The organism is Brevundimonas sp. (assembly GCF_041648055.1).
Taxonomy (GTDB): domain Bacteria; phylum Pseudomonadota; class Alphaproteobacteria; order Caulobacterales; family Caulobacteraceae; genus Brevundimonas.
The window spans coordinates 666595-693476 of the sequence record NZ_JBAZPS010000001.1 but is presented as its reverse complement, the minus strand read 5'-3'; the positions used below and the strand labels follow the sequence as shown (position 1 = coordinate 693476).

Genomic DNA, 26882 nt, shown 5'->3' with positions numbered 1-26882 from the left:
GATGGAACGCAAGAACCTCATTGCCATCGCCTGTGCGGGCGGCGTCATGTTCATGACCGGGGCGGCCTTTGCGGCCGTGCCCCTGTATCAGATGTTCTGTCAGGTCACCGGCTTCGACGGCACGGTAAAGAAGGCGGACAAGGCCCCTGACGCCGACCAGGTGCTGGACGACACGGTCCTGATTCGCTTCGACACCAATGTGCGCGGTCTGCCGATGACGTTCCGGGCCGAACAGGTCAGCCAGCGGGTGCGCATCGGCGAGACGGGCATGGCCTTCTTCGACGTGACCAACACCTCTGACCAGCCGATTCAGGCGACCGCATCCTATAACGTCGTGCCCGAAACCGCCGGGCCCTATTTCCAGAAGCTGCAGTGCTTCTGTTTCGACAGCCAGACGATCCAGCCGGGGCAGACGATGAAATTCCCGGTCAACTATTTCGTCGCGCCCGAGATCGCGACCGATGCCGAGAGCAGGGGGATCAGCGAAATCACCCTCAGCTACACCTTCTATCCGACCAAGGGTGCCGAAGTGGCGGCCGTGACGCCTTCTGCCTCTGGCGCAGCCGGATAGCGGGCGCTATAGCCCACCCTTACGATTTCGACCGTACAAGAGACCCTAGATGGCCGACGCCCACGCCGCTCCGCATCACGACTACCACCTGGTAAACCCCAGCCCGTGGCCGCTGGTCTCGTCCATGGCCACCGTGGTCATGATGATCGGGGCTGTGGTCTGGATGAAGGGCCTGGTCACCGTGGCCCCCGACGCAGAGATCACCCTGGCCGGGGCCCTGTTCGGCAAGGGCGAGATGGCGCTGTTCTTTGCCGGTCTGGCCGGCGTTCTGGTCGCCGCCTTTGCCTGGTGGGCCGATGTGATCAAGGAAAGCCGTCAGGGCGACCACACCCCGGTCGTGTCACTGGGCCTTCGCTACGGCATGGTGCTGTTCATCGCTTCGGAGGTGATGTTCTTTGCGGCCTTCTTCTGGATTTTCTTCGAGATGTCGCTGTTCAATGCGGCGCGCGAGAACGTGCCGGAAATCGGCAACTGGGCCGATACCGCCGCCGCCTGGTCGACCTGGCCGCCGCAGGGCATCGAGACCCTGGACGCCTGGCAGTTGCCGCTGCTGAACACCGTCATCCTGCTGCTCAGCGGCACGACCGTCACCTGGGCGCACCATGCGCTGCAACAGGGCGACCGCAACGCCACCAAGATCGGCCTGGCCATCACCGTGGCCCTGGGCATCCTGTTCACCGGCGTGCAGGTCTATGAATACGAGCACATCATCCACGAGAACCTGTTCTTCAACGATGCCGCCGCCAACTCGGGCCTGTACGGTTCGATCTTCTTCATGGCGACGGGCTTCCACGGCTTCCACGTGCTGCTGGGCACCATCTTCCTGATCGTCTGCCTGCTGCGTCTTCTGGCCGGGCAGATGAGTCCGGAGAAGCATTTCGGCTTCGAGGCCGCCGCCTGGTACTGGCATTTCGTGGACGTGGTGTGGCTGTTCCTGTTCGCCTTCGTCTACGTGGTCTTCGGTTGAACCCAGACCCACAGTCTGTGACGCCAGCGCCGGCCCGGATCGATGCGATCCGGGCCGGACTGCTTTGCCGCTGTCCCCATTGCACCAAGGGGCCGCTGTTCGCGGGGTTCCTGAAGGTCGTCGACAGGTGCTCGGTCTGCGGGTTCGACTTTACCCGTCTGAATACCGGCGATGGCGCGGCCATCTTCATCATGCAGATCGCAGGCGGGATCGTGGTGTTCGGGGCCCTGTTCGTTCAGATCGCCTATGATCCGCCGATCTGGGCCATGCTGATCGTCGCCCTGCCGCTGGTGGCGGGACTGTCGCTGGGCCTGATGCGGCCGGGCAAAGGGTTGATGGTGGCCCTGCAGATGAACCATTCCTCCCCCAACGGGGGAGGCGGCAAGCCCCAAGCTCTGACATCTGCGGTCAGCCCCCTCCACCACCCTTCGGGCGGTCCCCCTCCCCCGACGGGGGAGGAATAGATGCGGCGACGTTTCCCTTGGGGGCTGACCATCGTCTGCGTCGTGGCCTTAGGCCTGCTGATCAGCCTGGGCAGTTGGCAGGTTCAGCGGTTGCAGTGGAAACAGGGACTGATCGCGCGGTCGGAGGCGGCGACGACATTGCCGCCTGTATCGATAGAGGCGCTGGCGCAGCTGCCGGACCCGGAGTTCCGCAAGGCTGTCCTGACGTGCGACTTTCAGAACCAGCCCTTCGTCGAGCTTCAGTCCATTCATGACGGCCAGGCCGGGGTGCGTCTGATCTCTGCCTGCGAGGGTTGGCTGGTCGATCTGGGCTTCGTGGCCGATACGGTCAGTACACGTCCTGTCCGTCAGCCCGCCGCCATCCCTGCCATCGTCGCGGAGGCGCGCCGGGTAGAGGCTCCCAATGGCTTCGCTCCGCCGCCCGAAGGCAACCGCTTCTATGCCCGAGACACCGCCGCCATGAGCCGGGTCCTTGGCGTGCAGGGGGCGGTACCGCCCTATGTCCTGTTCGCTACCGGCTCGGCCTGGCCGCAATGGCAGGCCATCGAGCCTTCTGCTCCCCCAGCCGCCTTTTCGAACAACCACCTGGGCTATGCCCTGACCTGGTTCGGCCTGGCGCTGGCGGTGATCGCTTTCTACATCGTGCTGCTGAGGCGCAGACTGCGTACTGGCCCCCCTGCCAAAGACACCGAAGAGAGTTCCATCTGACCACCTTACACACCCTGTCCAACGGCGTCCGCGTCGTCTGCGATCCCATGCCGGGCCTGCGTACCCTGGCCCTGACCGTCGCCGTGCGCGGCGGGGCGCGGTGGGAGGACGAGGCGCGGTCGGGCTGGTCCCATTGCCTGGAGCATCTGGTGTTCAAGGGCGCGGGCGATATGGGGGCGCGCGACATCGTCGAGCGGGTCGAGGCCGAGGGCGGCTCCATCAACGCCTCGACCGGCTATGAGCGGACCAGTTTCGACATCCGGGCGCTGGACGGGTCCCTGCCTCTGGCCATGCAGGTCCTGTCCGACCTGGTGTTCCGCCCGACGCTGGATCCTGCCGAGATCGAACGCGAAAAGGATGTGGTCGCCCAGGAGATCGCCGAGGCCTTCGACACGCCCGACGACCATGTCTTCGAAATGGCCCAGACGCGGGCCTGGGCCGGTCAGCCACTGGGCCGGCCGATCCTGGGGTCGGTCGAAAGCCTAAAGCCGCTGGATCGCGACAGCATCGGCCACTGGCGAGCCCAACTGTATTCGCCCGACCGCATGGTGGTGGTGGTGTCGGGGGCGGTGGACGAGACCGAGCTGCTGGCCCTGGCCGAGCGCTGGTTCGGCGATCAGGTCGCGACGCACGCTGCGACGCCCGACGCGCCGCGCTTCGTCGGCGGCGACGCGGCCCTGACCCGGCGGATCGAGCAGGCCAATATCGTGTTTCAGCTGCCCGCCCCCTCGGCGCGGGATGCGACCTATACGGCCGCACGCCTGATGACCGAAATCCTGGGCGGCGGCATGGCGTCTCGTCTGTTCCAGAGCGCGCGCGAGCAACGCGGGCTGGCCTACGCCATCGACGCTTATCACGAGCCGTATGAGGACGCAGGCATTCTGGGGATCTATTCCGGAGCCTCCGCCGACCGCGCCGTCGAACTGGCCCAGGTGTGTGCCGCCGAGTTGAGGATGCTGGCAACAGAGGGGCCGACGGCCGTCGAGCTGTCGCGGGCCAAGGCGGTGCTGAACGCGGGGCTGTGGATGTCGGACGAGAGCCCGGCGTCGCGCGCGGGACGGCTGGCGGCCCAGGTTCTGATCTTCGGCCAGCCCATTGCGTCCCAGACCATGGCCGACCGGACCCTGGCCCAGACCGTCGAGGACGTGCGGATGGCGGCAGCCACAACACTGAGTGCCGGCCTGGCCGCGACGGCCGTGCTGGGGCCGAAGGCGGCGGCTCCAGCGGGCCGGGCATTCCGGGACGCCCTTTTCGCCTGATCGTTCGCAGGTTAGTCTTTCCTCATGGCCCTGCTGGACTGGATCACCGAAGCGAGCGGGCCTGTGGTCAAGGGGCAGGGGGTCATCCTGCGCATGCCGCGGGGCTCGGACTATGAGTCCTGGGCCGAACTGCGTCACGCATCCCAGGCCTATCTCCAGCCGTGGGAGCCCTTGTGGCCCGATGACGACCTGACGCGCGGGGCTTACCGGCGACGGATGTCGGTCTATCAGCGCGAGATGGAGGCCGGGAACGCCTGGCCGTTTTTTGTCTTCGACGAGCGGGATCGCCAGTTGCTGGGGGCCATCACCCTGTCCAATGTCCGCCGCGGCGTGGCCGAGATGGCGACGCTGGGTTACTGGATCGGCCAGCGGCATGCGGGTCGGGGCTTCGGCACCGCGGCCGTGCGCGCCGCCGTCGACTATGCCTTCGACGGTTTGCGGCTGCATCGGGTCGAGGCGGCCTGTGTTCCGCATAACCACGCCTCGCGCCGTGCGCTGGAAAAGGCGGGGTTTGGGCTTGAGGGACGTGCGAAGGCTTATTTGAAAATTAACGGCGATTGGGCAGATCATCTCCTGTTCGGCGTCGTGAATGACGGCACCAAACGCGGCGGCTGATTCCCGGCTGCCCAGTCAGGACCGGATTTTGCGTTGAACACTCGTTCCAGAAGTCTGGCCTGGGATGCGACGACGGCGATCGAGGCGCTGGCTGCCGCCGATACGGCGCTGTGGATCTGGACGCCCTCCGATGACCAGATGCGCTTCACCGGAGCGACGCGGGCGCTGGGTCTGGGGCCGCTGGCTCCGGATTGCACCGGCGCGGCCTTCTGTGCGGTGGCCATGCCTCAGGACCGGACCCTGGCCGAGCGGATCCTCAAACCGCAGGAGGAAGGCACCGAAGTCGCCGTCCGGCTGCGCATGCGCGATGCCCAGACCTGTATCTGGCGCGGCGTCTGGCTGGAGGATGGCCTGCGGGCGGCGGGCGTCGTGGCGCTGGAAACGAAGTTCGCTGCGTCGGAGCGGGATGTCCTGACCGGCTTGCTGGACCGCAGGGCGTTCATCGCGCGGCTGGGCGAAACCCTGACGCAGAACGGCGAGTACGAGATCGTGGTGGCGGATGTGGATCGCCTTCGCCGGCTGAACGAGGCGCTGGGCCATGACCGTGCCGACATGGTGCTGGCGGCTCTGGGCTCACGCCTGGCCGCCGCCTTCGTCCAGAATGCGCACTGTGCCCGCATCGGCGAGGACGAGTTCGCCGTCGTCGTGCCGCGCGGCAACGGCAGTGCCTCGGAGCGGATGCGCGAGGCGATGGAGCAGCCGCTGCGCATCGCGGGCTTCGACATCTATCCGACTGTGTCGATCGGGGCAGCGGCGGCCGAGGGTGGGCCTGATGCGGCCGATCCGTCCGAACTGCTGCGCCGGGTCGAACTGGCCGTCGAACAGGCCAAGAGCGTGGGACGCGGCGGTATTGCCGCCTATGGCCGCGCGCTGGAGACCGACAGCCTGTCGCGGCTGGCGCTGGAATCCGACCTGCGCAACGCCTTCCTGCGCGGCGAGATCGAGCCCTTTTATCAGCCTGTCGTGAACCTTCAGACCGGGGCCGTCGCCGGGTTCGAGGCGCTGTGCCGCTGGCGGCACCCGACGCGGGGCCTGGTGCCGCCGGACGCCTTCCTGGGGCTGGCTGCCGAGATGGGGCTGATGAACGACCTGGGACTGCTGATGATGACGCAGGCGTCGCGGCGACTGGCCGAATGGCTGGCGCGGCATCCGTCGGCGGGCAAGCTGTTCTGCAGCGTCAACCTGTCGGTTGGAGAGATCGAGCGGCCGCGTCTGGTCGAGGATGTGACGCGCATCATCGCCGAGGCCAAGCTGCCGGCCGGCGCGCTGAAGCTGGAGGTCACCGAGGGCGACATCATGCGCGACACCAGCCGCGCCGCCGAGGTGTTGCAGCAGCTGAAGGATGCCGGTGCATCGCTGGCGCTGGACGATTTCGGTACAGGGTTTTCGTCTCTGACCTGGTTGGCCAAGCTGCCGTTCGATACGCTGAAGATCGACCGCTATTTCGTTCTGACGATGGACAAGGACGAGGGCTCGGCCAAGATCGTCAAGTCGGTCGTCAACCTGGGCCGCGACCTGTCGCTGGAGGTCGTGGCCGAGGGGGTTGAGAACGCCGGCCTGGCCGCTCTGCTGCTGGATGCGCAATGCCACTATGGTCAGGGCTTCGGTTACGCACCGGCCCTGCCGGCTCAGGAGGCCGAGGTCTATCTGAACGAGTCGCTGGCTGATGGCTCAGCGCCGATCAAGGCGCGGTCGGCTTGAAGCCGGTTCTGCCGCCGCTGCCACACAGAAGCATTCACTGGGTCTATGCCGCACTCACTATTCTGATTGCGGTTGGTGTTTCATACGCGAGTAGTCAGAGGCAGCCGGGCTCTGTCAGGACGGCGCTGATCGAAAGCGATCCGACCCTGTCACGGCATACGATCGATCTCGAAAATACAGGTTCGTTCCGTGAGAGCGATGGCACCGTCCCCCGCAGGCAGCGACTGTGGTGCGGCAATGTTCGCGGACGCGAGAACGGAAGGGTCGCTGCCGTGGTGTACAAGGGCCGACGGTCACAGAGAGCGGAAGTTCTGGAACTGGCAGAAGAATGGGAAGCCCGGCTGGACAAACGCGAACTTTGGCTTCTCGCGGAATGTCGCCGACTGACCTAGGCCCGCCCGCTCTGTCCTGACAGACGAGCCGGGTCGATGCCGAGAGTGCCTAAAGCCTTGGACCATTTGGCGTCGTAGTCGGTGTCGAAGATGAGATCAGCGTCGGCCTCGGTCGTGATCCAGACATTCTCGCCGAGTTCATCGTCCAGTTGACCCTCGCCCCAGCCGGCATAGCCCAGCAGAAGAACAGACCGGCGCGGACCTGTGATCGGGTCGGTCATGGCGATCAGGGCCTCTCGCGTGCCGGTCATGGCCAAGCCTTGGCCGAACGCCAGCGAGGCGTCGTCGATCAGCCAGTCGTCCGTATGCAGCACGAAGCCGCGCTCGCGCTCGACGGGGCCACCAATCAGGACGGCGCGTTGGGCGCTGGCGTCGGGCGCGTCAGTCTTCAGCTTGGTCAGCACTTCCTTCAGGTCGATCCCCGGCGCGGGACGATCCAGCCGCAGGCCCATGGCATGGTCGGGCTCGTGCGCACAGACCAGGATGACGGCGTGCTCGAACCGCGGGTCGCTTATGCCGGGCATGGCCACCAGCAGCCGTCCGACAAGGGATTGGAAATCGTCCATCTGCTTATCATCGGGGGCACGGCGCGAAGGCGCAAGGTGTGCCGCCGCAGCATTCGCAAGCGTGGCCGCTTGGCGTGTGGACCCTGCGGGCCTATCTGGGCGTTGAGACCTCTCTCACCCCTACATCGGAGCCTGCCCATGACCATCCAGATCGGCGATCGCATCCCCTCGGCGACCCTGACCCGTGCCACGGACGACGGCCCCAAGCCGATTTCGACCGACGAGCTGTTCGGCGGCAAGACGGTCGCCCTGTTTGCGGTGCCAGGGGCCTTCACCCCGACGTGCTCGGCGCGTCACCTGCCGGGCTTCAAGGACCATCGCGGCGACCTGTCGGCGAAGGGCGTGGACACCATCGCCTGCCTGTCGGTCAACGACGGTTTCGTCATGGGCGCCTGGGCCGACAGCCAGGGCATCGGCAAGGATGACATCCTTATGCTGGGTGATGGCAATGGCGACTTCACCCGCCAGATCGGCCTGTCCATGGACGCCAAGGGCTTTGGCATGGGCGAGCGGTCGCAACGCTATTCGATGATCGTCAAGGACGGCGTCGTCGAGCAGTTGAATGTCGAGCAGGGCGGCGAGTTCAAGGTGTCGTCGGCCGAGCACCTGCTGGGCCAGCTCTAGTCCTGATCAGGCGGCGGCGCTGGTTTCCAGCGTCGCCTGCTCCATCGTCATCACATGGGTGATGGCCCCGATCAGCATGGGCGGCGTGATCGGCTTGGGCACGAAATAGGTCATGCCGGCGTCAGTGCAGTCCTGAATGTCGCGCGGCGAGGTGTCGGCGGTGACCGCGATGATCGGAGTACGGGCATTGGGGCCGTTGCCCGCCCGGATGCGTCGCGTGGTCTCGCGCCCGTCGAGTTCCGGCATCCTCACATCCATGAAGATGAGGTCGAAGGGGCTGGTCCGGCAGATGTTCAGTGCAGCCATGCCGTCGGCAGCCGTATCGATATCGCAGCCCAGCGGTTGCAGGATCAGCTGGATAGCACGGCGGTTGATGTCGTGGTCGTCCACGACCAGCACCCGCATAGGGCGGCCCTCTTCCTCTTCGACAGGAGAGGGTTCGGACGAGGTAGTTTCAGTTTCAGGCGCGGCAGGCACCGGCTCGGGAGCGCATGAGGCGGTCGCCGGTGCCGAGAATGCCGGCTGGGTCCTGTCAGCCAGTCCCTGGGCGATGACGTCGCGGCTGGCCTGATCCAGTACGGCTGAAATGGCCTGCGCGGTTTCGGCCGCCTCCAGATGCAAGGCGAGCGTGAAGGCTGCGCCCTGGCCGGGCCGACTGCGTGCCGTCAGTCGGCCGCCCATCAGATCGGCCAGTTGACGGCTGATAGCCAGGCCGAGCCCGGTGCCGCCGTGCGTCGCACTGATGCCGTCGATGGTCTGATCGAAAGGGGTGAACAGGCGCGATAGCTGGTCCACCGTCATGCCTGGTCCAGTGTCGGCAATCTCGATCAGGATCGCATGGCCGCTGGGCTCCTCGGCCCAGGCATTGAGACGAAACGTGATCGCGCCGGTCTGGGTGAACTTCATCGCGTTGGAGACGAGGTTGTTCAGGATCTGGCGCAGGCGCATCGGGTCGCCGCGCACCATGGCCGGAACTGTCGCTGCACCTTCGACCCTCAACCGCAGGCCCTCGGCGCGAACGGGCCCGTCCCACAGACGGACGGTTTGGGTCAGAAGGTCACGCAGGTTGAAGTCGACCGCCTCCACGGTCATGTGGCCCGCATCCAGCTTGGCGTGGTCCAGCAAATCGTCCAGCAGCGCCTTCATCATGTAGCCGGCATCGCTGATCAGCCGCGCCTGGCCGCGTGCCGTGCCATCCGGCGCGCCTTGTTCCAGTTGCGATGCGCCGGTCAGGATCGCGCTGATGGGCGTGCGCAGGTCATGGCCGATGGCGGCCAGGAAGGCGCTGCGGCCTTCCATGATGCGTTCGGCCTGAAGGCGTTTTTCCTCGGCCTCGATGCGTGCACGGCTCTCGGAAGTCTGGGCGGCGTTCAACCGGGTCCAGACGGAAAAGGCGAAGCCCATGAAGACCGCGACAGAGATGGCGGCGGCTGCAACCAGGGCTGATGATGCCCCGTAGACGTACATGAACACCGGCGTCAGGATCATATAGATCGATTGGGGAACCATCGTCAGTGTCAGGACAGCGATAGAGCGCGGGGAATTGATGATCGAATATGTCGCCGCTCCGGTCAGCATGATGACCGCACAGATACCGCCCATGGGGCCGCCGACCAGCCATAAGGGGATTGTCAGGCTGCCGTAGTAGCTAGAATTGATCGTCAGGGTCAGCCAGCCGAGGGCGCGGCGCGCACCGGCGAGGTGAGGAGCTTCTTCCTTCAGGACGGGACGAAAGGTCCAGAGGTCCAGGCCCTGGATCGCAAAGTAGCCCAGCAGCCAGGCAAGACTGAAGGTGCCACCAAGGATAGGGCTGAACACCATGGCGGTGACGGCAGCGATGCTGAGCCGCTGCGTCAACGCCTTGCGGCGCTGGCGGATCGCGGCGGTCCATCCGTGGGTCGGCGCAGAGGATTTTTTGGCCGTGGCGAGCGCCATTCGAAGTCCCGGTTCAGGCAATGTCGCCCATCACCCGAACAATGGCAGACCTGCCCTAACGCTCCGTCAACGGGCGGTTCCCACGGCCTCGTTGACGCATGTGAAGCCATCGGCTCGGAGCCGTTCGGTCAGATCGCGCTTGATGCGCCCGACCAATCCGGGACCACCGTAAATCAGCGCGGAATACAGCTGAACCGCGCAGGCCCCGGCCCGGATACGAGCATAGGCCTCTGCCCCTGAATCGATGCCCCCGACGGCGATGAGGGGCAGTCGACCCGTCGACGCTGCGGCGGCGGCGGTCACAGCCGCACGGGCGCGGACCTGCAAGGGGCGACCCGATAGACCGCCCGCCTCCTCTCGGTCGCGTGACCGCAGGGTGTCGGGGCGATCAAGCGTGGTGTTGGACACGATCAGGGCGTCGATCCCGTGGTCGAGCGACGCCTCGACGATCAGGGCGATCTCGTCCGGTGTCAGGTCGGGTGCGATCTTCAGGAAGACCGGCGTGCGGTCGCCACTCCGCGCCTCGGCCAGACGTCCCAGCAGATCGTCCAGGGCGGCGCGGCCCTGGAGCGCGCGCAGGCCCGGCGTATTGGGTGAGGAGACATTGACGGTGACATAGTCGGCCAGGCCCCTGAGCCGTTTCAGGCCGGCGACATAGTCCGCCGCCTTGTCCTCGGTATCCTTGTTGGCCCCCAGATTGGCCCCGACGACGGTGCCGGCCGGCCGGGTCTTCAGGTGCTTGGCGAACACCTCCAGCCCGGCATTGTTGAAGCCCATGCGGTTGATGATGGCCTGATCCTCGGTCAGGCGGAACAGGCGTGGCCGGGGGTTTCCGGGTTGGGCCCGCGGCGTTACGGAACCGCATTCCACGAAGCCGAAACCCAGACGCGACAGGCCCCGCAAGGCCTCGCCATTCTTGTCGAGGCCAGCCGCCAGCCCGACCGGATTGGACAGGTTGAGGCCGGCCAGCCGAGTACGCAGAACGGGATCGTCCGCACCAGGAGCAAGTAAGGGCAGTGTCTTCAGCGCCCGGATGGCCAGGCCATGGGCGGTTTCAGGATCAATCAGGCGAAGGGCGGCGGCCCCCATGTCGGACAGGCTCATCGCGCAGTTTCCCCACTGGGCCAGTCGGTCGAGCCATCAGCGAATCGAGGCTGGCCCTTATCGTCGACCGCCAGTCCGCGCACGGGCCCAGCGGCCGTCAGGGGCAGGTCACCATAGATGTGCGGGAACAGATCGCCGCCACGCGACGGCTCCCAGCGGACGCTGTCACCAAGGGCGGCAAGATCGACCGCGACCAGCCGCAGGTCACTGCGCCCCGCATAGTGTCTGTTTGCGGTGCCTGGCAGTTGCTCTGCCGTAGACAGGTGAATGAAGCCGTCGGCGCGATCCAGGACAGAGCCGCAGTAGACCCCTTCGGCACGGGCCGCCTGCCATTCCCGGCCATCGACCAGCTTGTAGGCGATCGGGGTCATAAGCCGCCCAGATCGCGGGGCTGGATGAAGCCCTCGAACGTGCAGCGCCCGGCCACATCCACGGTAAAGATGGCGGCGGCACCGGGCGGAAAGCCTCCGCTCATCCGGTCAAGAATGGCGGGAGAGGCCGCGCTTTCGATCAGATACTCGACTGCCAGCTGGTGCACGCCGGGATTGTGCGCCAGCAGCAGCAGGCAGCCGGCCTCGTCTTCGACCGACTCGACGGCCTGGCGCAAGGTGTCGGCACCGGCATTGTATAGCGCGTCCTGTTCGCGCACGTCGACGTCGCCGAATGCGTCGTGCGCCAGCACCCAAGTCTGGCGGGTGCGAATAGAGGCCGAGACCAGGGCCAGATCGGGCCGCAAGCCTTTGGATGCCAGTTCTCGGCCCATCGCTACGGCATCCGTCTGGCCCCGTGCGGAAAGGGCGCGGTCGCGGTCGGCGCCCGAGGCGGCGGCACGCTGGGCCTCGGCATGGCGCATCAGGATCAGTCTTTGCATGGACAGCCCTTTAAGGGCGTTCGGGCGGTACCGCCAGATCGCGCCGTGACCGCGAGACGGGTTGGGGTTGAAGCGACGGTGTCTGGATCGGCACGGTGGCCACGGCCCCGCCTGGCCGCGCGCGTGCATAGGCTTGTCGTGTAGCCTCCAGCAGGATCACGCCAGCGGCATTGGGCATGACGTGGCGACCGACCTGCTCCAGCCCATCGGCCAGCGGCAGGAGCGGTCCCCAGGGCGGGACATAAAGGGTCTGTGACCAGGCGGTGGGCTCCAGTCCGGCTCCACGCACCAGGCCCTCCAGTTGCCGACGCGTGAATGGGCGACCGTGACCAAAGGGTGTGCTCTCCGCTCGAGCCCATAGACCGCCCCGCGCAGCGGTCACCAGAATGACGCGCCCGGCTGGGGCGAGCGCGCGTACGGCCTCTGCCATCAGCGCCTGCGCATCGTCGGCCTCTTCAAGGGCATGGACCATCAGAATGCGGTCGAACGATCCCGCCGCGAAGGGCAGGGCGCGGTCGTCGATCAGGACGGTACGGTTCTTTCCGACCGAAGGCCAATGTTCGACACCTTGCCCCCCCGGCATGGCCGCGACCAGTCGGCGTGCGCCAACGAAGGCATCCAGCCAGGGTGTGGCATAGCCTATACCCAATACATCGCTGTTGACCGCCTCGCCCCAGGCGTCGTCGAGCCGACGCGCCAACAGGCGACGGACAAGCGCCCCGGCTGGCTCGCCGTAGAAGGTTCGGAGCTCTTCGATACTGCGCCGCATGACCACACCATAGGCTGGACCGGATGGCGCTGCTAGGATGAGACATGACCCTGGATGTGCGCCTGTTTCCTTGCCTGACCGACAACTATGGCCTGCTGGTAAGAGACCCGCAGACCGGAGTTATAGCCACGATCGACACGCCTGATGCGGAGGCCATTCTGGCAGATCTGGAGGCCTCGGGCTGGGGGCGGCTGGATATGATCCTGAACACTCACTGGCATCCCGATCACACGCAAGGAAACGCGCGACTGAAGTCCGAGACGGGCTGCGAGATCGTGGGACCGGAGGAGGTGCGCAAGGTGGCACCGCTGGATCGCGTGATCAGGGGCGGCGATACGGTCATGCTGGGCGAGGTATTTCTGGAGGTATCGGATGCGCCGGGCCACACCCTGGGCCACATCGTCTATCGTGCTGCGGATGAGGGACAGGCGTTCGTCGGTGACGTGCTGTTTCCGCTGGGCTGCGGGCGGTTGTTCGAAGGCACGCCCGAGCAGATGTGGGCCAGTTTGCAGGTCCTGGCGGCCTGGCCAGACGAGACGGTAATATGGTCGGCGCACGAGTATACGGCGGCCAATGCCCGGTTTGCGATGAGTGTGGATAAGCGGACTCAGATGTCCGATCACGCAGCCAGCCTCTTTGCGGCGCGGATGGCGGGTCAGCCCACTGTGCCGACGACGCTGGCCAGCGAGAAAGCCTTCAATCCATTCCTGAGAGTGACAAGTGCTGCCGAGTTTGCCGTACTCAGGGCAGCCAAGGACAGCTTCAGCGGCTAGCGACGCGGGGTTCAGGCAGCAGGGCGCGGATGACCCGCGACGAGGACGGTCGGCCTGCCTGACCCTGGCGCGGGTCGACGGTGACGACCAAGCGGCCCCGGCTATAGCTCACATTGGAGCGTACGCCCTCGTTGATGGTGATGCTGCGCAGGTCATTCAGTCTGGACCGCGCACTGGGCGAGCGGGCGATGCGGGCCACGGCGTCGGTGGTCACGATCAGAGCTTCGACGCATAGCGCCTCCGATTCGTCGCCGTCGAGATTGATCTCGACCAGCCGACCCAGGGCCTGGCTGAGCATGACGCTGCGACGTGCCATCAGATCGAACAGTCGCACGGGACCCAGCGACGGTGGAGCCAGGCTCTGTCCCGCGCCGGTATAGGAGGCAGGCGAGCCGCCGGGCGATCGGGGAGTAAAGACGGTGATGGCTCCCCCCTGAGTCACGCGCAGCACCTGTTCACCCGCGTCGTTGCGATAGATGACGTCGCCTCTCGGAGCCGCCATGGGGCGCAGAACCCAGGTCTCCTCGCGCCGGTCAAACCGCAGCAGGGGGCGCGATCCCGACCGGTCGATCATGAAGCCTTCGCCGGACTCCGACACATAGCGGCCGCTGGGGGGAAGCGTCGGAGAAGGCGCGCCCTGATTGCGCAGGCGGGCGCTCTGTTCGGCCTGGGCATTGCTGCGGGTCTGGGCAGACGCGGGCTCGACTATGGCCAGCAGGGACAGGGCCCCCGCCACGATGGCGAGCGCCATCGTGGTCGGAAGCGGCCTTCGCGCCCTTCTGACACTCGCCGAGTTCATGACGCGATTGGTGAAACCCCCCCGCGGCGGATTTTGGGCAGGTACGGAGTCAGCCGACCAGATACTGACCGCCGTTCAGCGACAAGGTGCAGCCTGTGACATATCCAGCACGCTCGCCGGACAGCCAGGACACCATATCGGCGATTTCCTCGCCTTTTCCGAGCCTTCCAACCGGGATCTGGGCGATGATTCCAGCCAGGACCTTTTCATCCATGGCCCCCACCATTTCAGTGTCGATATAGCCGGGCGCGATACAGTTGACGGTGACGCCCTTGCGCGCGTTCTCCAGGGCAAGGGCCTTGGTGAAACCGATCATTCCGGCCTTGGCGGCGGAATAGTTGGTCTGGCCGATCTGACCCTTCTGGCCGTTGATCGAGGAGATGTTGACGATCCGGCCAAAGCCCCTATCGCGCATGCCGGTGATCACCTGGCGAGTCATATTGAAGACGCTGTCCATGTTGACGCGGATCACGTCGGACCACTGGTCATGGCTCATCTTGTGAAAGAAGCCGTCGCGGGTGATGCCGGCATTGTTGATCAGGACGTCGACGGGGCCCAGTTCGGCCTCTACGTCAGCGACGGCCCGGGCACAGTCGTCGAAGCTGCCGACATTACCCTTGACGACCATGACGCCGAGCTCGCGCGCTGTGGCCTCGGCGGCTTCCGCATTGCCGGAATAGCCGGCGGCGACGGACATGCCGTCTTCCTTCAATCGCTGAACGATCGCCTTGCCGATGCCGCGGGTTCCACCCGTGACCAGAGCCACTCGTGCCATATGCATTTCCTGTCCTCGGGCGGGGGCCTCTGAAGCGGGCCCCCTGCCGTTGGACAACCCTAGACCGGCCTCGTCGCAGGCATCAACCGCAGCGGGGCAAAAAGCCGATCGGGATCAGGCCGCCAGCTTTTCGATATCCAGGACGAAGCGATAGCGGACGTCGGACTTCTCCATCCGCTCATAGGCCTCGTTGATGCGGTCGGGCGCGATCAGTTCGATGTCGCAGGCAATGTTGTTGGCGGCGCAGAAATCCAGCATCTCCTGCGTCTCGCGGATGCCGCCGATCAGCGACCCGGCCACGCGCCGACGACGCCACAACAGCGGCATGGCGCACACCGGCATCCCCTCCGTCGACAGGCCCAGCATGACCATGGTGCCGTCCTTGGCCAGCAGGTTCAGATGGCCCGCGATCTCGTGCGTGGCCGAAACGGTGTTGATGATCAGGTCGAACTTCTCGGCCGCCGCCTTCATCGCATCCTTGTCGGAGTTGATGAGGAAATGCTTGGCCCCCATCCGCTCGGCATCGGCCTTCTTGCGGTCGGAGGTGGACAGCACTGTGACCTCGGCCCCCATGGCAGCCGCCTGTTTGACCGCCATATGGCCCAGACCGCCCAGGCCGACGACGGCGACCTTCGAGCCCGGTCCGACATTCCAGGTCTTCAAGGGTGAATAGGTCGTGATGCCCGCGCACAGCAACGGTGCGGCGGCGTCCAGCGGAATGCTGTCGGGGATGTTCAGCACATAGTTCTGATCCACCACGATGGCGTCGGAATAGCCGCCTTGGGTAATCGTCTGGCCCACCTCGCTGCCCTTGGGATCGGGCGAGCCATAGGTCTGGGTCATGCCGGGGACGCAGTACTGCTCCTCGCCTTCCTTGCAGGGTGCGCACTGCCGGCAGCTATCGACCATGCAGCCAACGCCGACCCGGTCACCTTTCTTGAAGCGGGTGACATTGGCCCCGACCGCAGTGACGATGCCGGCGATCTCGTGACCTGGCACGATGGGATAGCGGGTATTGCCCAGGTCGTTCTTCACGATGTGCAGGTCGGAGTGGCAGACGCCCGCGAACTTGATCGCGATGGCCACATCATCCGGACCCGGATCGCGCCGCTCGAAGCTGTAAGGTGCCAGTGGCTTGTCGGAAGCGGTGGCGGCAAAGGCGCGGGTGGCGATGGGCATGGGCTGGTCTCCGTGATCAGGGGTTCAGGTGTGGCTGGCGGACCCGCTTCGCAACGCCATCAGCCCAGTTTCTTTATCAGCGCCTGCGCCGCCGCCGGGTTGCGCACCTTTGCGCCCGAGATGAAATAGGCGAAGACGTCACCGCGTTTCGCCCAGGCCTTCGTTTGTTTCGCCACCGCATCCAGTTCGTCCGAGGTCATGCCCGTGGGCTCATCCTCGCGGCTGGACATCAGCCGGGCATAGGTGAAGTCGGCTGTCGGCTGGTCGATCCGGGGCCATTCGGGCGCTTCGTCATCGACGGCATAGACGATGGCTGCACCGTATTTTGCGGCTAAGTCGTAGAACTGCTGCGTGTCGAACGTCGGGCTGCGGACCTCCAAAGCGTGGCGCAGACGCAGGCCGTCCTTCTCGGTCGGCAATAGTTTCAGGAAGCCCTCGAAGTCCTCGGCATCGAACTTTTTGGTGGCCATGAACTGCCAGTTGATCGGCCCCAGCTTGTCGCCCAGCGCCGTCAGCCCCTGGTCCAGAAACCGGTCGAAACTCTCCTTGCCGTCGCTCAGCACCTTGCGATTGGTGCAGTAGCGGCTGGCCTTGACCGAGAAGACGAACCCTTCGGGCGTCTCGTCTCGCCATTTCATCCAGCTGTCGGGCTTGAAGGTGGAATAGTAGGTGCCGTTGATCTCGATGCTCGTCAGCGCCCGGCTGGCGAACTCCAGCTCGCGCTTCTGGACCAGATCGGACGGATAGAAGACGCCTCGCCACGGCTCATAGGTCCAGCCGCCGATGCCTGCGTAAATCTGACCGCTCATGTCCCGCCTCTTGTCCAGGAGACAGATTACGCATCGTCGATGGCACACGCCAGCGGATAGCGGTGTGGTTTCTCAGCCCGCGATCGCCGCCTGCATCCCGGCCAACAGGCTGGCCGCGGTGATGGGTTTGGGGACGTGGTGATCGGCACCGGCGGCGAAGGCTTGATCCCGATGTTCGGCCATGGCGTTGGCGCTGAGCATGACGACGGGCGTACGCGGGCGGGCAGGGCTGCCGGCTTCGAGATCGCGGATCGCGCGCGTGGCGGTCAGGCCGTCCATCACCGGCATCTGCATGTCCATCAGGACGATGTCGAACAGGCCGCGCTGGAATGCCGCCAGGGCCTGCGCACCGTCGTCCACGGTGACTACCTCCGCCCCGTGTGTGCCGAGGATGAGCTGGACCACACGCTGATTGGTGGGATGGTCCTCGGCCAGCAGGACGCGTAGGGCGGGCAGGGGGACATCCGCGACCTCGGGCTGGCGAGGTTCGGCCCTGGCAAGGCCAGTCTCCAGGCGCACGAGCGGCAGCTCGACTATGAACCGGCTCCCGACACCGGGGGTGGAGGTCGCCGAGATGTGCCCGCCCATCAGCTCCACCAGGGCCAGGCAGATCGACAGTCCCAGACCCGAGCCGCCGAACCGCCGGGTGATGCTGCTGTCGGCCTGGCTGAAACGGTCGAACAGGCGTCGGGCGTGATCCGGACCGAAGCCCACCCCGGTATCCTCGACTTCAAAGCGCAGCAGAGCGTGGCCGTCCTCGTCATCTGAGACGGCGAAGCGGACAGTGACCGAGCCGGTCGCGGTAAACTTGACGGCATTGGACAGCAGATTACCCAGCACCTGGCGGATACGGGTGCTGTCGCCGATGAAGGTGCCGTGAGCATCGGCCGGGCGCTCGACGATGAAGGCCAACTCGCGATCTTCGGCGCGCAGTCGCATCAGATCGAGGGGTGCGGCGATGGCTTCGTCCAGATCGAAGGCGCGGGCCTCGATGTCCAGCTGTCCGGCCTCGATCTTGGAGACGTCCAGGATGTCGGAGACCAGCCGCTCAAGTGTGCCGCCGGAGGCCGAGATCAGCGAGACCATCTCGGCCTGTTCGGGGCTGAGGGCGGTGCGGGACAGTGCGTCGACGATGCCGATGACGCCGTTCAGGGGCGTGCGAATCTCGTGGCTCATATTGGCCAGGAAGTCGGACTTGGCGCGGTTGGCTGTTTCGGCGGCGGTCTTGGCCTCGATCAGGGCGCGTTCGGCAGCGACCTTCTCGGTGACATCGCGGGCCACGCCATAGATGCGGTCGCCAAAACGGTGGGCGCGCCATTCAAGGGTGACGTCGTGGCCGTCCCTGTGGCGATAGCGGTTCACGTGACCGACGACGGGGTCGCCTGGTCGGCGGTTTTCCACCTCGACGACGCTGTCCAGGGTGCCCGCCTCGTCCTCGGGATTGAGCAGGTCCAGCAGGCGCCGACCCTCGATCTCATGCGGGTGGTAACCCAGGACGGTGAACCAGGACGCGCTGGCCTTGACCACCAGACCGTCCAGATCGCGAACGACCAGCAGGTCGAGCGAGACGTCAAAGAAGGTGTCCAGATCGACCCGCGCAACGTCACCGGTACCGACGACGTCGGGCGAGGTGGCGAGGGTCAGACAGGTCATCGGCAACGCTTCCTGCTGGGAACACCACTCATCTACCTGCGAGGGGTTAAGGTCACCTTTGCGGTGACAGATCAGTAGGCGAAATCACGGTAGATTCGCTCGACGTCGCCCTGCCAGTCGCCGTGATACAGCTCCAGCAGGCGTTCCGCCGGGGTGATGCCGCTGTCGGCGATGTCTTCCAGTTCGGACAGATAGCCGCGCTCGTCGACCATGCCGCCGCTGAAGCGGGCGCGGTTCTTGAGGCCCTGTTTGGCGATATTGACCAGGTCGACGGCGATGTCGCGCACACTGCGGCCCGCGACTTCGGCCTTGAGGCCCAGGCGGGTAACGTCGCGGCGCAGGCGTTCGTGGTCGGCGATGTCCCAGTCCTTGACCAGATCCCAGGCGGCAGCCAGCGATGGCGCATCATAAAGGATGCCGGCCCACAGCGCCTGCAGCGCGCAGATCCGACTCCACGGACCGCCGTCGGCCCCGCGCATCTCCAGATAGGCCTTCAGCCGGACCTCGGGAAAAAGAGTGGTCAGGTGGTCGTTCCAGTCCTTCAGCGTCGCGCGCTCGCCCGGCAGGGCGGGCAGACCGTCAGTCATGAACGACCGGAACGACTGGCCGGACAGGTCGACATAGGTCTCGCCGCGCTTGGCGAAATACATCGGCACGTCTAGCGCGTAGTCGGCGTAGCGTTCGAAGCCGAAGCCGTCCTGGAAGACGAAGTCCAGCATGCCGGTGCGGTCTGGATCGGTGTCGGTCCAGACATTGGCGCGGGCGCTGAGGAAGCCGTTCGGCTTGCCTTCGGTAAAGGGCGAACACGCGAACAGGGCGGTGGCGATCGGCTGCAGCGCCAGGGAGGTGCGGAACTTGGCCACCATGTCGGCTTCGCTGTCGAAGTCCAGGTTCGACTGAATGGTGCAGGTGCGCAACATCATGTCCAGGCCCAGCGTGCCCTTCTTGGGCATATAGGCGCGCATGATGCCATAGCGGCCCTTGGGCATGATGGGCACGTCCTCGCGCCGCCACATCGGGTCGAAGCCTGCGCCCAGGAAACCGAGGTTCAGCTGGTCGGCGACCTGTTTGACCTCCATCAGGTGGCGGCCGGTCTCATCGCAGATTTCGTGCACATCCTTCAGCGGGGCACCGGACAGTTCGAACTGCCCGCCGGGCTCCAGGCTGATGGAGGCGGTCATGCCCTCTGAATTCTTGCGCTCCAGGGCGATGACGTGGCCAGCCTCCTCGACGGGGGTCCAGCCGAAGCGCTGCAGGCCGGTCAGCATGGCCAGGATGCCGCTGTCGCCCTCATAGGTCGGGCGCCGCAGGGTGGTGCGGTCAAAACCGAACTTCTCGTGCTCGGCCCCGATACGCCACTGGTCGCGGGGCTTGATGCCCTTCGACATGGCCCCGATCAGATCATCTCTGGAAAGCGGCGCGTGATCGGCCATCTGTAACCCCTGCTGTCGCGGCTAGATGGTGGGAAAAGCAGCACTACTCAAGAGGCTGTCGGCTTGCAGCTTATCTTTCCCAGTCGCCGGCTGCCGCCTGCCACAGGGTCATGGCGGCGATCGCGGCAGTGTCGGCCCGCAGGATGCGCGGACCCAGCGAGACGGCGGTGGTGAAGGGCAGGGCGCGCAGCCGCTCGCGCTCTTCGGGCGAGAAGCCACCTTCCGGACCGATCAGGATCGCCCAGGGACCCTTGGGGGCGTCGTTAAGAGCCGCCAGTGCCGGCGCGCCGCCCGTTTCGTCGCAGAACATCAGGCGGCGGCCGTCCTCCCAGCCGTCGAGAATGTCCGACAATTTCACCGGGTTGTCGATGACTGGCACGTCCAGACGCCCCGTCTGTTCGGCGGCCTCTTCGGCGATGGCGTCCAGACGGTCCAGGCGGATGCGGTCGGTATTGGTGCGCTGGGTCAGGGTCAGGCGAACCCGGCGGGCGCCCAGTTCGGCGGCCTTCTCGACGATGGTTTCGACCCGCGCCTTCTTGACCACGGCCACGATCAGGTCGAGGTCGGGGCCGAAGGTCTGGGGCCGCACAAGTTCCTGCGCCTTCAGGATGACGCCCTTCTTGAGCACCTCGGCGACCACGCAGCGCCACTCGCCGTCCTGGCCATTGAAGACCAGCAGGTCGTCACCTGTCTTCAGCCGCATCACCTGGGTCAGGTAGCGCGACTGGTCGAGCGTCGGCGCGACTGCGGCACCGGCAGACAGAGGCTGGGGGACGTGGAGGCGGATCATGTCCGGCTCTGTGCCGTCAGAGCGTCCGTGCGATCAAGAGCTTCATGATCTCGTTGGTGCCGCCATAGATGCGCTGGACGCGGGCGTCCTTGTACAGCTGGGCGATCGGGTATTCGTTCATATAGCCATAGCCGCCGTGCAGCTGGAGCATCTCGTCGATGGTCTCGCCCTGGATGTCGGTGACCCAGTATTTGGCCATGGAGGCGGTGGCGGCGTCGAGCTGCCCCTTCAGATGCAGGCCGATGCAGTGGTCGGTGAAGACCTTGGCGACGGTCAGCTTGGTCTTGACCTCGGCCAGTTTGAACTGGGTGTTCTGGAAGTCGAGGATGCGTTTGCCGAAGGCCTTGCGCTCTTTCACATAGGCGATGGTCTCGGACAGGCCACGCTCGGCGGCGGCGACGCCCTGGACGGCGATGTTCAGCCGCTCCTGCGGCAGCTGCTGCATCAGCTGGACGAAGCCCTGGCCCTCGTTGCCGCCGATGACGTTTTCGGCGGGGATCTTGACGTCATTGAAGAACAGCTCGGAGGTATCGTTGGCCTCCATGCCGATCTTGTGCAGGTTCCGGCCGCGTTCGAACCCTTCTGCACCGTCGGTCTCGACGACGATCAGCGATGTGCCCTTGGCACCCTCGGCCGGATCGGTCTTGGCCACCACGATGATGAAGTTGGCCAGCTGGCCGTTGGTGATGAAGGTCTTGGAGCCGTTCAGGACGTAGCCGTTGCCCGACTTGACCGCGGTGGTCTTGATGCCCTGCAGGTCCGAGCCCGCGCCCGGCTCGGTCATGGCGATGGCCCCGACCAGCTCGCCCGAGACCAGCTTCGGCAGCCAGCGCTGCTTCTGCTCCTCGGTGCCGTAGTGCCAGATGTAGGGCATGACGATCGCATTGTGCAGGCTGATGCCGAAGTGGTCGGCCCCCTTCCAGCCCAGCTGACGCATCAGCACGACCTCGTGGCGATAGTCGCCGCCCATGCCGCCGTCTTCCTCGGGCATGGAAATCCCCAGCAGGCCCGCATCGCCCGCATCATTCCAGAGCTGGCGCGGCACCGAGCTGTCGGCGATCCACTGCGCGAACTTCTCGGGCGGTGCGTGCTCGTCGATCCATTTTCCTACGCTGTCGGAGAAGAGGGTGATCTCCTCATCCTGCATGAAGTCGGGGTCGGGGCTGTTGAGGATGTTCATGAGCGGCGTAACTCCAAATCAGGTCTAATCGCGAACGAGGCGAGCGTCAGTCACGTGGCCGTCCTTCATACGAAGCACGAGCCACTCGGAGTCCAGGGACAGCCAGCTTCTTTCCGGACCAAGACGGTAAACAACGTCCCACTCCGAAAAATAGCCGGTGAGAGGTGGCGGACCCAACAAGTCGATGACCTCTGCTTGTGACTTACCGATCAGAACGCCGGTTCTGACGAGGTCATCAGCCATCGGATTCCTGCCGCCGCTCCAATAATCTGCCTTGGCCCACATGTCCGGGTCAAAGGTGGGCTTGGTGGTCGCCCAACCTGCGATGCCACCGAGCGCAGCAGCAACAGCGAGGGCAGCAACCCTCAGGATCAGAACGCCTCCGCTGGAAGCGCCATCAGAACGTCAGCACCGGTCTTCAGCTTGGCCAGGTGGGCGTGGGCGTCGGGCAGGATGCGTTCGACGAAATAGCGGCCGGTGGCGATCTTGTTGGCATAGAAGGGATCGTCGGAACCTGCGTCGATCTTTGCCTGCGCGGCCTTGGCCATCTGGGCCCAGAGGTAGGCCAGGGCCGTGATGCCGAACAGGTTCAGGTAATCGGTCGAAGCGGCACCGGCATTGTCGGGATTGGCCATGCCGTTCTGCATCAGCCACATGGTCGCCTCCTGCAGCTTCTTCTTGGCATCGGCCAGACCCTCGACGAAGGGCTGGATAGGACCTTCGCCGCCATTTTCAGCCACGAAGGCGTCGATGTCGGCGAACCAGCTCATGATGGCACGGCCGCCCTGCGACGGCAGCTTGCGACCGACAAGGTCCAGCGCCTGAATGCCGTTGGTGCCTTCGTAGATCATGGTGATCCGCGCATCGCGCAGATACTGCGAGGCCTGGAAATGCTCGGTATAGCCGGACCCGCCGTGGACCTGCATGGCCAGGCTGGCGACGTGGAAGCCCTTGTCGGTCAGATAGGCCTTCAGCACCGGGGTGATCAGGCCCATGTAGTCATTGGCCTTCTGCGCTTCGGCGGCGTCTTCGGAGCGTTGCAGGTCGGCCTGGAGCGCGGTCCACAGGATGAAGGCCTGGCCCCCTTCGACGAAGGCCTTGGCCTCCATCAGCATGCGGCGCACGTCGGGGTGGACCATGATGCTGTCGGCGGGGCCGTCGGGGTTCTTGGGTCCGGTCAGGCTGCGGCCCTGCAGGCGGTCCTTGGCGAACTCGACGGCGGCCTGATAGGCGGCGTCGCCGATGGCCAGGCCTTGCAGGCCGGTGCCCAGGCGGGCCTCGTTCATGACCACGAACATGTTGTTCATGCCCCGGCCTTCCTCGCCGATCAGCCAGCCGGTGGCCTCGTCATATTGCATGACGGCCGTGGCGTTGCCGTGGATGCCCATCTTGTGCTCCAGGCCCGCGCACATCAGGCTGTTGCGCTCACCCAGGCTGCCGTCGTCGTTGACCATGACCTTGGGCACCAGGAACAGCGACAGGCCCTTGATCCCGGCGGGCGCACCTTCGACGCGGGCCAGGACGGTGTGGATGATGTTGTCGGTGAAGTCGTGCTCGCCGGCCGAGATCCAGATCTTCTGGCCGGTGATCTTGTAGGTGCCGTCGCCCTGCGGGACCGCCTTGGTCCGCACCATGCCCAGATCCGTGCCGCACTGGGGCTCGGTCAGGTTCATCGTGCCACCCCACTCGCCGGTCGCCATCTTGGGCAGGTATTTGGCCTTAAGCTCTTCCGAGGCGTTGGCATGGATGCCGGCATAGGCCCCGGCGGTCAGACCCGGATACATCGAGAAGGCGGCGGAGGCGGCGGCGGTGAACTGGCCGAAGGCCATCGACACCACGGCGGGCATGCCCTGTCCGCCATAGGCCGGATCGGCCGCCAGCGCCGGCCAGCCCGCCTCGACCATGGCCTTGTAGGCCTCCTTCCAGCCCTTGGGCCCGGTGACCACGCCATTGTCCCAATGGCAGCCTTCCTTGTCGCCCGAGTGGTTGATCGGGGCGATGACTTCCTCGGCGAATTTGGCCCCTTCTTCCAGGATCTGACCGACCAGATCGGACGAGACGTCGGCAAAGCCGGGCTGGTTGGCGTAGCGATCAATCTCCAGAACCTCATTGAGGATGAAGGTCAGGTCGCGGACGGGGGCCTTGTAAGCCATGGGTCAGGCTCTCGCTTTGAAGGGGTGAAAGGTGTGGTCGGGGTTCATGCGGGCCTGAAGCAGGCTGGCATATTCTTCGGCACCGGGCAGCAGGTCGGGGCGGTATTCGCCCAGCTTGCGCTCCATGACAGCGCAGGCCTCCTCGGCGGTCTCGATGGCGGCATCCAGGTCTTCGCGCTGCTGTTTCAGGGCGGCGATCTGGGCGCGGTGTCGACGCAGCGCCACGGCCATCTGATGGGTGTTGTGATCGTCGTGATCGTAGAGATCGAGCATCTGCTGGATCTCGACCAGGGAAAAGCCGATGCGGCGTCCGCGCAGGATCAGCTTCAGCCGGGCGCGGTCGCGGGCGTCATAGACGCGGGTCTGGCCCTTGCGCGCAGGGGTAAGCAGGCCCTTGTCTTCGTAGAAACGCAGGGCCCTGGCCGTCGCGCCGAACTCTCGGCACAACTGGCGGATGGAGTAGGTGCGATGATCGTCGGCGGTCGCCATGGGCAACGTCATAACTTGACGTGCACGTAAAGGGAAGCCTTGGCGCACTCAGGATGGTAGGGATGCGACAATGGCCCGCAAACACGTCAACGATGCCGGTACCGCCAAGCGCGATCTGCCCAGCAAGGTATGCGCGGTCTGCGGCCTGCCGTTTAGCTGGCGGCGCAAATGGGCGCGCGACTGGGATCAGGTGAAGGTCTGCTCGGACCGGTGCCGGGCGTCGAAGCCGAAGGCCTAGCGGACCTCGCGGCCCCGGAACCACAGCACCGGCAAGGTCATGGCGATCAGGATGGCATTGGTGATGGCCGGTCCGGCTTCCAGACCCAAGGCATGGACAACCAGCATGATGGTTTCCAGCGCCAGCAGGCCTGCGGCGGCGGTCAGCATCAGCGGACGGCCGTGCTTCCAGGACACGACCGGGGCCAGCAGCAGGATGGCCAGCACGATCTCGGCGACACCCAGGCCGCGCACCATGTTGGCGGGCATCAGCGCGGGCCAGCTCATCAGCTGGACCAGATTGGTCATCGGCTCGGTCAGCTTGGCATAGCCGGCGGCGGCGAAGAACATCGCCAGCCAGCCCTGCAGCGTCCACAGGGTGAGGTTGCGGTAGCTCGCGAACAGGCGCGAACGTGCGGGGGTCAGAACCTGAGAGGTCATATGATTATACGCCGGGGAGGGCGCTCGCTTCTTGATTGGTAACAGTCGCGATATCGGATTGAGCCCGCCGGTTCGCAAGGGTCTTATAGCCGCGCTTGTGCGATTTGTCATCAACAGATGACATCAGCTGATGACTTATTGTTTCGGGCGGCGGAAATGCCACACGGACCTGGCGGTCAGAGGCGTGACTGGCGGGCCTGTTCGATCCGATCCAGCTTGGCGTACAGAGCTGACCAGTCGTCACGATCGGCGATGTCGGCCCAAATCGTCTCGACCTCGTCGATCAGCATCTCTTCCGGCTCGGGCTGGGCGAAAACGGGGTGTTCTAGACGTTCGGGTCGGTCCGGCGTGTGTTCGAACAGGGCAAAGCGGAAGGCGTCAAAGGCTTCGCCCTGGTACAGCTTGCCGCGCGGCCCGCCGAGCGCCCGGGCCGAAGAGGCGAAGCCGGCGAACCAGTCGTGGAACAGTGGCTCCCAGCGCAGGGCCTCGCCGCCCTCCTTGAGCAGGGCCAGGGTCGCGTCCAGTAGCCGCTGGTCCGCCGCCTCGCCGAGGCTGAGCACGCCGAGGCGGGACAGGAAGGCCGCGCGCAGTTCGCGGATATAGGCGGGACCAAAGCCATTAAGGGCGTCGGTCAGGGGTTCGGCCTCGGCGACCAGTTTCAGCGCGCCGCCCAACTGGGTCAGAGCCCAGAACACGGCTTCGGGCTGGCGGGCGAAGGCATACAGGCCGGTCTGGTCGAAATAGGCGGCGGTGAACTCGGGCTGGTATGAGGGCAGGAAGCGCCACGGGCCGTAGTCGAAGCTTTCGCCCGTGACGTTCAGATTGTCGGTGTTCAGGACGCCGTGAACGAAGCCTGCCGCCACCCACCGCGCCGCCAGCCGGGCCGAGGCCTGAACGACGGCAGCATAGAAGGCCGGGGTGTCTCCCGCCGTGACGCCGGGATGGTAGAGAGCGCGCGCATGCTCGACCAGGGTCTCGACCAGGTCCGGCCGGTTCAGATAGGCCGCTCGCTGGAAGGTGCCGAACCGGATGTGGCTGTGCGACAGTCGCACCAGGACGGCGGACCGGGTCGGTGACGGCTCGTCGCCGCGCTCCAGCGCCTCGCCCGTTTCGATCAGAGACAGGGCGCGACTGGTGGGCACGCCTTGCGCCTCCAGCATGGCGGCGGCCAGTACCTCGCGCATGCCGCCCTTCAGCGTCAGTCGCCCATCACCGCCTCGCGACCAGGGCGTAATGCCCGAGCCTTTGGTGCCGAGGTCGAGCAATCTCTGTTCTGGGGCGCTATCGTTCGCGACGCGATCGCTCTCTGCTTGAGTGTAGGATGTTTCGCGCATCTGGGCCGCCAGGAACCCGCGTCCGTCGCCAAGGTCGGCATTGTAGTGACGGAACTGGTGGCCATGATAGCGCATGGCGATGGGGCCGGGCTGGCCGGGCAGGGGCTCGAACCGCCCGAAAAGGGTGATCCATTCGGCATCGGTCAGTGTGTCCAGCCCGACCGTCGCAGCGGCCCGGTCGTTGCGAATACGCAGAATAGTTTGCGGAAAATCCGCCGGCTTCACGGCATCGCCAAACCCATCGCCTAGGGCAAAGAATTGTGGATCAGGGCGATAGGCGGACGAAACGGGCATCGGGCGCAGATGCGACCT

The 26882-nt window shown here is 65.5% G+C and carries 30 protein-coding genes; 11 read left to right on the top strand and 19 right to left on the bottom strand.

The genetic code is table 11. The features are described 5' to 3' along the window. Window position 1: 1 nt before the first annotated feature. Genes WC585_RS03355 through WC585_RS03320 form a run of 8 tightly spaced genes read left to right on the top strand, consistent with a single transcriptional unit; the run spans window position 2 to window position 6677 of the window. Window positions 2-571 carry a cytochrome c oxidase assembly protein gene (locus WC585_RS03355; RefSeq protein ID WP_373256146.1) on the top strand — a complete coding sequence of 190 codons (570 nt, stop codon included), beginning with the start codon at window positions 2-4 and terminating at the stop codon, window positions 569-571. A gap of 49 nt (window positions 572-620) precedes the next feature. Next, complete coding sequence (locus WC585_RS03350; protein WP_373256145.1) at window positions 621-1538, top strand: cytochrome c oxidase subunit 3; 918 nt, start codon at window positions 621-623, stop codon at window positions 1536-1538. Window positions 1539-1555: 17 nt separating this feature from the next. Further along, complete coding sequence (locus WC585_RS03345) at window positions 1556-2002, top strand: DUF983 domain-containing protein (RefSeq protein ID WP_373256144.1); 447 nt, start codon at window positions 1556-1558, stop codon at window positions 2000-2002. Next, window positions 2003-2710, top strand: coding sequence for an SURF1 family protein (locus tag WC585_RS03340; protein ID WP_373256143.1), 708 nt, complete (start codon window positions 2003-2005; stop codon window positions 2708-2710). It begins immediately after the preceding gene. A gap of 47 nt (window positions 2711-2757) precedes the next feature. Next, window positions 2758-3969 (top strand): M16 family metallopeptidase, encoded by a 1212-nt coding sequence (locus WC585_RS03335; protein ID WP_373256142.1) that lies wholly within the window; start codon window positions 2758-2760, stop codon window positions 3967-3969. A gap of 24 nt (window positions 3970-3993) precedes the next feature. Beyond that, window positions 3994-4584, top strand: a complete 591-nt coding sequence (locus WC585_RS03330) for a GNAT family N-acetyltransferase (RefSeq protein WP_373256141.1) — start codon at window positions 3994-3996, stop codon at window positions 4582-4584. Between the two features lie 33 nt (window positions 4585-4617). Further along, window positions 4618-6285 carry a putative bifunctional diguanylate cyclase/phosphodiesterase gene (locus WC585_RS03325; protein WP_373256140.1) on the top strand — a complete coding sequence of 556 codons (1668 nt, stop codon included), beginning with the start codon at window positions 4618-4620 and terminating at the stop codon, window positions 6283-6285. Beyond that, a complete protein-coding gene (locus tag WC585_RS03320) occupies window positions 6282-6677 on the top strand; it encodes a hypothetical protein (protein WP_373256139.1) in 396 nt (131 codons plus the stop codon). Before WC585_RS03325 ends, WC585_RS03320 begins: the two co-directional genes overlap by 4 nt. Here WC585_RS03320 and WC585_RS03315 read toward each other — a convergent pair. After that, window positions 6674-7243: a YqgE/AlgH family protein gene (locus WC585_RS03315; RefSeq protein ID WP_373256138.1), complete on the bottom strand. Its 570-nt coding sequence runs from the start codon at window positions 7241-7243 to the stop codon at window positions 6674-6676. The genes WC585_RS03320 and WC585_RS03315 overlap by 4 nt on opposite strands. Before the next feature lie 138 nt (window positions 7244-7381). Here WC585_RS03315 and WC585_RS03310 point away from each other — a divergent pair, with 138 nt between their 5' ends. Beyond that, on the top strand, window positions 7382-7867 hold the full coding sequence (locus WC585_RS03310; protein WP_373256137.1) for a peroxiredoxin: 486 nt from the start codon (window positions 7382-7384) through the stop codon (window positions 7865-7867). A gap of 6 nt (window positions 7868-7873) precedes the next feature. Here the strand turns inward: WC585_RS03310 and WC585_RS03305 are convergent, their stop codons facing one another. The 5 genes from WC585_RS03305 to WC585_RS03285 form a co-directional block, all read right to left on the bottom strand. Next, on the bottom strand, window positions 7874-9802 hold the full coding sequence (locus tag WC585_RS03305; RefSeq protein WP_373256135.1) for an ATP-binding protein: 1929 nt from the start codon (window positions 9800-9802) through the stop codon (window positions 7874-7876). Window positions 9803-9868: 66 nt separating this feature from the next. Further along, the gene (locus WC585_RS03300; protein WP_373256132.1) at window positions 9869-10906 is read right to left on the bottom strand and encodes a quinone-dependent dihydroorotate dehydrogenase; all 1038 of its coding nucleotides are present in this window, start codon (window positions 10904-10906) and stop codon (window positions 9869-9871) included. Further along, entirely contained in the window at window positions 10903-11277 is a 375-nt protein-coding gene (locus WC585_RS03295; protein WP_373256130.1) for a DUF952 domain-containing protein, read from the bottom strand. The genes WC585_RS03300 and WC585_RS03295 overlap by 4 nt, the downstream gene beginning before the upstream one ends. Beyond that, window positions 11274-11777 (bottom strand): histidine phosphatase family protein, encoded by a 504-nt coding sequence (locus WC585_RS03290; protein ID WP_373256128.1) that lies wholly within the window; start codon window positions 11775-11777, stop codon window positions 11274-11276. Before WC585_RS03290 ends, WC585_RS03295 begins: the two co-directional genes overlap by 4 nt. Window positions 11778-11787: 10 nt before the next feature. After that, window positions 11788-12546, bottom strand: a complete 759-nt coding sequence (locus WC585_RS03285; protein ID WP_373256126.1) for a class I SAM-dependent methyltransferase — start codon at window positions 12544-12546, stop codon at window positions 11788-11790. Window positions 12547-12590: 44 nt separating this feature from the next. Here WC585_RS03285 and gloB point away from each other — a divergent pair, with 44 nt between their 5' ends. After that, complete coding sequence (gene gloB, locus WC585_RS03280) at window positions 12591-13319, top strand: hydroxyacylglutathione hydrolase (RefSeq protein ID WP_373256124.1); 729 nt, start codon at window positions 12591-12593, stop codon at window positions 13317-13319. On the opposite strand, the gene WC585_RS03275 is transcribed toward gloB, so the two are convergent. The 11 genes from WC585_RS03275 to WC585_RS03225 form a co-directional block, all read right to left on the bottom strand. Beyond that, entirely contained in the window at window positions 13309-14070 is a 762-nt protein-coding gene (locus tag WC585_RS03275) for a DUF4908 domain-containing protein (RefSeq protein ID WP_373256122.1), read from the bottom strand. The two genes, gloB and WC585_RS03275, sit on opposite strands and share 11 nt — an antisense overlap. A gap of 97 nt (window positions 14071-14167) precedes the next feature. Continuing rightward, window positions 14168-14893, bottom strand: a complete 726-nt coding sequence (gene phbB / locus WC585_RS03270) for an acetoacetyl-CoA reductase (RefSeq protein WP_373256121.1) — start codon at window positions 14891-14893, stop codon at window positions 14168-14170. A gap of 114 nt (window positions 14894-15007) precedes the next feature. Then, the gene (locus WC585_RS03265) at window positions 15008-16072 is read right to left on the bottom strand and encodes an NAD(P)-dependent alcohol dehydrogenase (RefSeq protein ID WP_373256119.1); all 1065 of its coding nucleotides are present in this window, start codon (window positions 16070-16072) and stop codon (window positions 15008-15010) included. 59 nt (window positions 16073-16131) lie between these two features. Beyond that, window positions 16132-16881, bottom strand: coding sequence for a DUF72 domain-containing protein (locus WC585_RS03260; RefSeq protein ID WP_373256117.1), 750 nt, complete (start codon window positions 16879-16881; stop codon window positions 16132-16134). 72 nt (window positions 16882-16953) lie between these two features. Further along, window positions 16954-18534 carry an ATP-binding protein gene (locus WC585_RS03255; protein ID WP_373256116.1) on the bottom strand — a complete coding sequence of 527 codons (1581 nt, stop codon included), beginning with the start codon at window positions 18532-18534 and terminating at the stop codon, window positions 16954-16956. A 71-nt stretch (window positions 18535-18605) separates the two neighbouring features. Then, window positions 18606-19967, bottom strand: a complete 1362-nt coding sequence (locus WC585_RS03250) for a glutamate--cysteine ligase (protein ID WP_373256114.1) — start codon at window positions 19965-19967, stop codon at window positions 18606-18608. Between the two features lie 70 nt (window positions 19968-20037). Further along, the gene (locus WC585_RS03245; protein WP_373256113.1) at window positions 20038-20757 is read right to left on the bottom strand and encodes a 16S rRNA (uracil(1498)-N(3))-methyltransferase; all 720 of its coding nucleotides are present in this window, start codon (window positions 20755-20757) and stop codon (window positions 20038-20040) included. Between the two features lie 16 nt (window positions 20758-20773). Next, complete coding sequence (locus WC585_RS03240) at window positions 20774-21937, bottom strand: acyl-CoA dehydrogenase family protein (RefSeq protein ID WP_373256111.1); 1164 nt, start codon at window positions 21935-21937, stop codon at window positions 20774-20776. Window positions 21938-21961: 24 nt separating this feature from the next. Continuing rightward, window positions 21962-22180, bottom strand: coding sequence for a hypothetical protein (locus WC585_RS03235; RefSeq protein WP_373256110.1), 219 nt, complete (start codon window positions 22178-22180; stop codon window positions 21962-21964). Window positions 22181-22308: 128 nt separating this feature from the next. Beyond that, a complete protein-coding gene (locus WC585_RS03230) occupies window positions 22309-24090 on the bottom strand; it encodes an acyl-CoA dehydrogenase C-terminal domain-containing protein (RefSeq protein ID WP_373256109.1) in 1782 nt (593 codons plus the stop codon). A 3-nt stretch (window positions 24091-24093) separates the two neighbouring features. After that, window positions 24094-24579, bottom strand: a complete 486-nt coding sequence (locus tag WC585_RS03225; protein WP_373256108.1) for a MerR family DNA-binding transcriptional regulator — start codon at window positions 24577-24579, stop codon at window positions 24094-24096. 70 nt (window positions 24580-24649) lie between these two features. Between WC585_RS03225 and WC585_RS03220 the strand changes: the two genes are divergently transcribed. Continuing rightward, the gene (locus WC585_RS03220; protein WP_373256106.1) at window positions 24650-24817 is read left to right on the top strand and encodes a DUF2256 domain-containing protein; all 168 of its coding nucleotides are present in this window, start codon (window positions 24650-24652) and stop codon (window positions 24815-24817) included. On the opposite strand, the gene WC585_RS03215 is transcribed toward WC585_RS03220, so the two are convergent. Further along, entirely contained in the window at window positions 24814-25236 is a 423-nt protein-coding gene (locus WC585_RS03215) for a DoxX family protein (protein ID WP_373256104.1), read from the bottom strand. The two genes, WC585_RS03220 and WC585_RS03215, sit on opposite strands and share 4 nt — an antisense overlap. A 176-nt stretch (window positions 25237-25412) precedes the next feature. Next, on the bottom strand, window positions 25413-26864 hold the full coding sequence (locus WC585_RS03210) for a protein adenylyltransferase SelO family protein (protein ID WP_373256102.1): 1452 nt from the start codon (window positions 26862-26864) through the stop codon (window positions 25413-25415). Window positions 26865-26882: the final 18 nt, after the last annotated feature.